The organism is Dietzia sp. UBA5065, from assembly GCA_002415925.1.
GTDB lineage: Bacteria > Actinomycetota > Actinomycetes > Mycobacteriales > Mycobacteriaceae > Dietzia.
The window spans coordinates 19,536-27,154 of the sequence record DIAZ01000038.1; the positions used below are offsets into that span (position 1 = coordinate 19,536).

General features: G+C 72.3%; 6 protein-coding genes and 1 pseudogene. 2 read left to right on the top strand and 5 right to left on the bottom strand.

What is annotated here, in order from left to right; translation table 11 throughout:
• From B4M60_RS02815 to B4M60_RS02825, 3 genes are all read right to left on the bottom strand, one after another.
• Positions 1-140: SDR family NAD(P)-dependent oxidoreductase (locus tag B4M60_RS02815; RefSeq protein WP_291080097.1), on the bottom strand; the 140-nt coding region annotated here is incomplete at its 3' end.
• A gap of 15 nt (positions 141-155) precedes the next feature.
• Positions 156-1,721: a glycoside hydrolase family 13 protein gene (locus B4M60_RS02820; protein ID WP_291080099.1), complete on the bottom strand. Its 1,566-nt coding sequence runs from the start codon at positions 1,719-1,721 to the stop codon at positions 156-158.
• Between the two features lie 35 nt (positions 1,722-1,756).
• Positions 1,757-2,152, bottom strand: a complete 396-nt coding sequence (locus B4M60_RS02825) for a globin (RefSeq protein ID WP_291080085.1) — start codon at positions 2,150-2,152, stop codon at positions 1,757-1,759.
• Between the two features lie 197 nt (positions 2,153-2,349).
• On the opposite strand from B4M60_RS02825, the gene B4M60_RS02830 reads away from it, so the two are divergent.
• On the top strand, positions 2,350-2,961 hold the full coding sequence (locus B4M60_RS02830; protein WP_291080087.1) for an HNH endonuclease: 612 nt from the start codon (positions 2,350-2,352) through the stop codon (positions 2,959-2,961).
• A gap of 15 nt (positions 2,962-2,976) precedes the next feature.
• Here the strand turns inward: B4M60_RS02830 and B4M60_RS02835 are convergent, their stop codons facing one another.
• Both B4M60_RS02835 and pepN read right to left on the bottom strand, forming a co-directional pair.
• The gene (locus B4M60_RS02835; protein ID WP_291080089.1) at positions 2,977-4,413 is read right to left on the bottom strand and encodes a hypothetical protein; all 1,437 of its coding nucleotides are present in this window, start codon (positions 4,411-4,413) and stop codon (positions 2,977-2,979) included.
• Between the two features lie 128 nt (positions 4,414-4,541).
• Positions 4,542-7,154 carry an aminopeptidase N gene (gene pepN, locus B4M60_RS02840; RefSeq protein ID WP_291080091.1) on the bottom strand — a complete coding sequence of 871 codons (2,613 nt, stop codon included), beginning with the start codon at positions 7,152-7,154 and terminating at the stop codon, positions 4,542-4,544.
• Between the two features lie 94 nt (positions 7,155-7,248).
• Between pepN and B4M60_RS02845 the strand changes: the two are divergent.
• Positions 7,249-7,619 (top strand): annotated as a pseudogene (locus B4M60_RS02845) (DsbA family protein); the annotation flags it as partial.

Consider the following 7,619-nt stretch of genomic DNA (forward strand, 5'->3'; position numbering starts at 1 on the left):
TCGACCAGGGCCGCGCCGGCCTCGTCGTTGATGTCCACGGCGAGGACCGACGCGCCCTCCTTGACGAACGCGCGGGTGATGCCCCTGCCGATCCCGCCGGCACCGCCGGTGACGATCGCCGTCTTCTCCGCCAACCTCATGTTTAAGCCCCGTTCCTAGTGTGGTCGTAACCATACTGCGGTGTCCGGCGGCAGGACAGCACCGGTCGGGGGGTGCGACGCGAGGGGGCCGGAGGCGAGCACCACGTCGCCGTCCGGGAGGGGCACGGAGCGGGTGGAGGCGTTGAGCGCGCACACCACGCCGTCCCCGCGACGGAACGCCAGGCACCCGGACGGGGCGCCGTACCAGTCGACCGAGGCGGTGTCCGGTCCGGACCACGCGTGCCGGATCTCGATCGCGGCACGGTACAGCGAGAGCATCGACCCCGGGTCCTCGAGCTGGGGCTCCACGGTGAGGCGGCCCCAGTTCCCCGGCATCGGTAGCCAGGTGTCGGGCGAGGTCGAGAACCCGTACGGGGGTTCGGGTCCCTCCCACGGGATCGGGACCCGACAGTGGTCCCGGCCCATCTCCGCGTGGCCGGAGCGTTCCCAGGTGGGATCGGTCAGCCTGTCGTGGGGGATCGAGAAGTCGCTCGGCAGGCCGAGCTCGGCGCCGTTGTAGAGGAACGCGATCCCCGGGAGTGCCAGCTCGACCAGCAGCATGGCGCGGGCCCGCGCGGTTCCCGGCGCGCCGTTCCCGTATCGGGTCACCTCCCGCACCACATCGTGGTTGGACAGCGCCCACGTCGGCGTCGAGCCGGAGATGCGAGAGGCCTCCAGCGTCGACTCCACCGCCGCCCGGACGGCGCCGGCGTCGAAGGGCGCGCCGGTGAGGGCGAAGTGGAACGCGAAGTGCAGCTCGTCGGCGCGGAGGTAGCGCGCGAACCGGTCGACGGGTCCCACCCAGACCTCGCCGAAGGTGACGGCGCCCGGGTACTCGTCGACGACCGAGCGGATCCGTCGGTGGATGTCGTGGACGCCCGGCCGGTCCCAGCGCGCGTCGCGCGGGTCGACGACGAGCTGGGCCACCTCGAGGTCGTCGGGCAGATCCGCCAGGTCGTCCGGCTTGGCCAGGCCGTGCGCCACGTCGATCCGGAACCCGTCCACGCCCAGGTCCAGCCAGAACCGTAGGGTCCGCTCGAGATCGTCGGCGACGTCGGGGTGCGACCAGTCGAGGTCAGGCTGTTCGGCGGCGAACAGGTGGAGGTACCACTGGCCGGGCGAGCCGTCCGGTTCCGTCACGCGGGTCCACGCGGGCCCGCCGAACACCGAGGGCCAGTTGTTGGGAGGCCGCGAGCCGTCCTCGCCGCGCCCGTCGCGGAAGAAATAGCGGTCCCGTTCGGGGCTACCGGGCCCCGCGGCGAGCGCGGCCGCAAACCACGGGTGCTCGACGCTCGTGTGGTTGGGGACGAGGTCCATGATGAGGACCATGCGGGCGGCGTGCAGTTCCTCGAGCAGCCGGCGCAGCGAGTCGAGGTCACCGAACAGCGGGTCCACCTCCCGCGGGTCCGACACGTCGTAGCCGTGATCGGCGCCGGGCGACAGCATGACGGGGGAGAGCCACACGCCGTCCACCCCGAGCAGTTCCAGGTATCCGACGCGGTCGATCACGCCCTGCAGGTCGCCGCGGCCATCGCCGTCGGAGTCGGCGAAGGAGCGCGGATAGATCTGGTAGAGGACCATGTCCTCCCACGGCCGCGACGCGTGGGCCGGGGGCCTCACGAGCCCTCCGCGGTGTTGACCATCATCGCCGCGGCGCGGGTCATGTAGTCGACCATCGCGGCGCGGTGTTCGTCATCCAGGGTCCCGCTGTCGATCGTGTCCACCGCGGCGAGCATGTGGGTGAGCCACGCGTCGTGGGCGGCGCGGTCCACCGCGTAGGGGTTGTGCCGCATCCGCAGTCGAGGGTGTCCGCGCTGCTCGGAGTAGGTGGTCGGGCCGCCCCAGTACTGCTCCAGGAACATCCGCAGGCGGTCCTCGGCCGGGCCGAGGTCCTCCTCGGGATACATCGGCCGCAGCACCGGGTCGTCGGCCACCCGTCGGTAGAACTCGCGGACCATCGTGCGGAACGTCGCCGCGCCGCCGATCTCGTCGTAGAACGTACTGCTCGTCATGCCCCCATCATGCCCGTGCGCTCCGGGTGGGATGTCCGACCGAGCCGACCGGGGGCTGACGCGGGCATCCGGGTTTCCGTCACGCGTTAGGCGCGCGAAGAGTTCATCGAGGGTGCATCATCGTTGCAGGCGAGGTTCACTGCGGGCCCGGTTGAGCATGGTGCACTGGGCTCGGAGAAGACGAGCGGAGACCATCCATGGGCACAGCGGTGCGCGAGAACCCGGAGGGCCGACAACGGGGTCCACGGCCCCCGGCCCTACTCGAGCGCGTGCCCGGACCGGCCGCTCCGCTGGCCTCCGCGCCCCGCGTACTGCTGCTCAACGCGGGATACGAGGCGCTCACCGCTCTTCCCGCGCGACGGGCGGTGGTGATGCTGCTGGGCGGGAAGGCCGTCGTCGTCCACGACCATCCCACCGAGGTCCTGGTCCGCTCCGTGGGCACGGCGGTGCGCGTCCCCTCGGTGATCATGCTGCGGGAGTACGTGCGGATCCCGTACCGCGCGCAGGTGCCCATGACGCGGGCCGCACTCATGTACCGGGACTCCCACCGGTGCGGGTACTGCAACGCCAAGGCCACGACGGTCGACCACGTGGTCCCCCGCAGTCGCGGCGGGTCCCACGACTGGGAGAACTGCGTGGCCTCCTGCGCCCCCTGCAACCACCGCAAGGCGGACAAGCTGCTCTCGGAGCTCGGCTGGGAGCTGCGAGCGCCCCTGGTCGCCCCGAGGGGCCGCACGTGGCGGCTGGTCTCCCAGCTGCGCGAGATCGGCCCCCACTGGGAGGACTACCTCTACCTCGACGCGGCCTGACACCCGGCCGGCCGGTCACCCCAGCGGCACGACGTAGACCCCGTTCGAGTCGGCGTCGGCGAAGTACAGGGAGCGTCCGTCCTCGGACAGGGCCAACCCCGTCACGCCCGTCCTGCCCGTCTCGAGGACGCGACCGGGCGACCCGTCCCAGCCGAACTCGAGGATCCGGCCGGAGTCGTTGTCGGCGACGAACCACGAGTCGTCGCCGGCGGCGAGGCCGGACGGGCGCGCGGCGGTCCCGGGCGCGACGTCCTCGACGGTGGACTCCCACACGTACGAGTACTCGGCGAGGGTCTCCCGCGGCATGATCCACCGGTCGCCGGCGGCGTCGATCGCGGCACGGTCGCCGTGCTCGGCGACCCAGGTCCGGACGGTGGCCGGGTCGTCGCCGTCCCCGGGGCCGTCCTCGAGGTGGCTCCAGTCGATCACGCCGGGGCCGTGCTCGCCGTGGCCGGCGGGGGAGTCGTTCCAGTTGGCGACCATGACCTCGGCGCGCCCGCTGTCCGGCTGGAACCGGCGGACCACGCCCGCGCCGGTGTCGGAGTAGTACACCCACCCGCCGCGGGTCATCATCCCGCTGGGGACGCCGTCCACGCGCTCGTAGGGCAGGTCGATGTAGCGCCTGGTGGTGCCGTCCCCGTGGAAGCCGTTGCCCTCCTGGTGGTCGCGGTTGAAATCGATCCGGGCCACGTGGCCCGGACCGCTGCACCCGCCCGCCGTGTCGCCGACCCCGCACCCGTCCAGCACGAAGTACCCGTTGACCGAGTCGTGGACGATGCCCGTGCTGAGCGGGTTGCCGTGCAGCATGTCGAGGTGGCTGCCCTGCCGCGGCCAGACGCAGCGGGAGATGGACTCGGACCAGTACTCGACCGGGCACTGGTGCCGGGGGATGTCGTCCGGGGGGTCGTGGCTGAGCCCCGGCTGGGGCCAGTCGTCCAGATAGTCCTTGTTCTGTCCCGCCCGGGCGAACGTGTCGGGGGAGAACAGGGTCGGCCCCATGAAGTTGTTGTTGCGGAAGTGGGCGTCCCGCTCCGGGTTGAGCACGAACTCCATGTCGCGGACCTCGTTGGTGGAGTCGTTCGACACGGCGAAGAACGACCCGTCCTCGTTGAACGCGATCCCCGACGGCCGGGCGGTGAAATGCTCCCCGTACCCGTCCCGCAGGCCCCGGCTGGCCGCCGGATCGGCGAGGTCGATCACGGTGAGCGAGTCGTCGCCGGAGTTGGTCACCCAGAGCTCGGTGGTCCCCGGCCGGAGGGAGAGCGCGCTCGGGGCGTCGAGCGACTCGCCCACCAGGACCGCCTCGGGCACCGGCCCCGGCGGGTCTCCCCCGTCAGGGGAGGGCGTCGCACAGCCGGACGCCACCAGGAGCAGGGCGGTCACCGCAGCGGCGGTGGCCGCTCCCGGGCGGCGGGACCACCGCGAGCGTGCGGAGGAATGAGCGCTGGGCACGGGTTCTCCTGACCGGTCAGGGCCCGCGCGGCGCGCCGACTCTCCTGACCGGTGATTCTGGCACGTGATGCCGGAGGGGCGGACGCGTATCCGCCGAGGATCGCCACCCCGTGTCCGGCAGGCCCGGACTACCCGGATTCGGCGGTGTCGACGGCGCGGGCGGCCAGCGCCCGGATCATGTCCGCGGTCTGCTCCGAGATGATCCGGCGCAGGGCCGCCGGGTGGGAGTCGTCGGCGACGACGGCCCGGAACCGCTCGACACTCCCGGGGTCCACGGCCCACGAGGGGAAGATCCCCTCGGCCACGGTCTGGGCGAGGTCGCCGGGGCGGGCGGCCCAGAGCGCGGTCACGTCGTCCAGGTAGCGCTCGGCCACGCCGGTGAGCAGGTGCTCGTGGCCGGGCAGGTCCAGCCCGAGGAGCGTCGCGCGGACGATCGCGTTGCTCGGCGCGTCCGGCCCGGTCCGCAGGAGCAGTGCCTCGGCCTCCTCCTTGGCGCCGACGGTGGGGCGGGCGGCGCGCGCGGTGGCGGCCCGCCGGGCTCCGCCCGCGGTGTCGTCGGCGGCCAACTCGGCGTCGATCCGGTCGCCGGCCTCGGCGCCGGCCGCGACCAGCGCGGTGAGGACGGTCCAGCGCAGGTCGGTGTCGACGGCCAGGCCGGGCAGCCCCGCCTCGTCGGCGCCCGCGTCGAGGAGCGCCGCCAGCACCCGCCCCTGGTCGGTGCCGATCGGGCAGGCGCACAGCGCGGTGAGGAAGGCGAGCTGGTGATCCGATCCCGCCTCGGCGTCGCGGGCCGCGGCGAGCATCGCCGAGGAGAACCGCGGCCACCCGGTGGCCGCCGCCCAGTCCGGGTCGGCGTACCTCGCCAGCGCGGTCTGCGCCTGCGCCAGGACGCGCTGCACCACACCGATGTGCGACTCGCGCGGAGCGGCCCGCGAGACCACCTCCACGAATCGACGGGCGGGCAGCCGCGCCTCCCTCGTCATCTCCCACAACGCCGACCAGCACAGGGTCCGAGCGAGGGGGTCGGCGATGTCCTCGAGGGAGGCCAGCACGGTGTCCAGGGAGTGCGCGTCGAGCCGCACCGAGCAGTAGGTGAGGTCGTCGTCGTTCGGCAGCACCAGCTCGGGCACGGGGTGCCCGGCCAGGTCGGGGACCGGGGTCCGCGCGTCGTGGACGTCCAGCTCGGACCGCGCGGTCCGCACCAGCGCCCCCGAGGCATCACGGCTGTAGAGGCCGACGCCCAATCGGTGGGTGCGCAGCTCCCCGGCGCCCGGGGCGGCCGGGCCCTGGACCACGGTCAGCTCGGAGATGGTTCCGGCGGCCCCGCCCCCGGCCGACGTCGTGATCTCGACCGCGACCGGGTTGATGCCGGTGGTCCGGAGCCACTGGTCGGCCCAGCCGGACAGGTCGCGGCCCGAGGACTTCTCCAGGGCGGACAGCAGGTCGTCGAACTGGGCGTTGCCGAAGGCGTGCTCGGCGAAGTACGCGCGCAGCCCGGCGAGAAACGGCTCGCGACCGACGTAGGCCACGAGCTGCTTGAGGACGGAGGCGCCCTTGGCGTAGGTGATGCCGTCGAAGTTCGCCTCGACCGTCTCCAGGTCCGTCATGTCCGCGGCCACGGGGTGGGTGGAGGGCAGCTGATCCTGACGGTAGGCCCATGACTTCTCCACGTTCGCGAAGGTGGTCCACGCGTCGGTGTACCGGGTGGCGTCCACCTGGGCGAGCACGGAGGCGAAGGTCGCGAACGACTCGTTGAGCCACAGGTCGTCCCACCACCGCATGGTCACCAGGTCCCCGAACCACATGTGGGCCATCTCGTGCAGGATCGTCTCGTTGCGCCGCTCGTAGCGGTAGCCGGTGACCCGGGACCGGAAGACGTAGTCCTCGAGGAAGGTCACCGCGCCGGCGTTCTCCATGGCCCCGGCGTTGAACTCGGGGACGAAGATCTGGTCGTACTTGCCGAACGCGTACGGCAGCCCGAACTCGCGGTGGTAGAAGCCGAAGCCCTCCTTGGTCTCGGCGAACAGGCGGTCGGCGTCCAGGTGCTCGGCCAGCGAGGCCCGGCACAACAGCCGTAGTGGAATGGTGCCGTGCTCGTCGGTGTAGGCGTCCTCCACCACGTGGTAGGGGCCGGCGATGAGGGCGACCAGGTACGTCGACATGATCTCGGTGGGGGCGAAGCGGTGCACCACCCCGCCACCCGCGGCGGGCGACTCCTGCGCCAGCGTGTTGGCCACAACCACCCACGACTCGGGAGCGGTCACCGTGAGCGCATAGCGGGCCTTGAGGTCGGGTTGGTCGAAGCAGGCGAAGACGCGCTTGGCGTCCGCCGTCTCGAACTGCGAGTAGAGGTACACCTGCCCGTCCACCGGGTCGACCATCCGGTGCAGGCCCTCGCCGGTCGTGGTGTACGCCAGGTCGGCGTCCACCACGAGCTCGTTGGTCGACTGGAGGTCGGGGAGCGTCAGCCCGTCCTCGTCGTCGTACCGCTCGTCCTCCCCGGCGGCGACCAGTTCCCGGCCGTTCAGGGTCGCGGACCTGATCCGCGCCGACCGCAGGTCGATGAACGTCTCCGCGCCCGGACGGGCGCAGGAGAAGCGCACCACGGTCCGCGACCGGAACGTCTCCGACCCCGGGCCGCCGCCACCGTCGGTGAGGTCGATGTCCACGTCGTACGACTCCACGTCGAGCACCTCCGAGCGGGCGGCGGCGTCGGCGCGGGTGAGATTGAGGGAGCGCATCGTGGGTGACCTCGGTTCTGGGGGTGGGCTACCGCTCCAGTCCTACCAGCCCCGGTGGTGGCGGTGGGGGTCCGCGACCGGGAAGATGGGGGACATGACATCGACCACGCCGTCCACCGCCCGTTCCGTCGACTTCTGGTTTGACCCGCTGTGCCCGTTCGCGTGGGTGACCAGCCGCTGGATCCTCGAGGTGGAGAAGGTCCGCCACATCGAGCTGACCTGGAACGTCATGAGCCTGTCGGTCCTCAACGACGGCCGCGACCTGCCCGAGGAGTACCTCGAGCTGATGGAGCGTGGCTGGGGGCCGGTCCGCGTGGCGATCGCCGCCGCCCGGCGTCACGGCCAGGAGGCCCTGGGTCCGCTGTACACCGAGCTCGGGACCCGCATCCACGACCAGGGGCGGGGGATCGAGGACCCGACCGTGATCGCCGAGGCGCTCGAGGCGGCGGGCCTGGACGCCGACCT

Excerpts from the sequence above, each read along its gene's own strand:
- B4M60_RS02820 (WP_291080099.1), bottom strand. The coding sequence starts at position 1,721 with ATGGTCCTCTACCAGATCTATCCGCGCTCCTTCGCCGACTCCGACGGC.
- B4M60_RS02825 (WP_291080085.1), bottom strand. The coding sequence starts at position 2,152 with ATGACGAGCAGTACGTTCTACGACGAGATCGGCGGCGCGGCGACGTTC.
- B4M60_RS02830 (WP_291080087.1), top strand. The coding sequence starts at position 2,350 with ATGGGCACAGCGGTGCGCGAGAACCCGGAGGGCCGACAACGGGGTCCA.
- pepN (WP_291080091.1), bottom strand. The coding sequence starts at position 7,154 with ATGCGCTCCCTCAATCTCACCCGCGCCGACGCCGCCGCCCGCTCGGAG.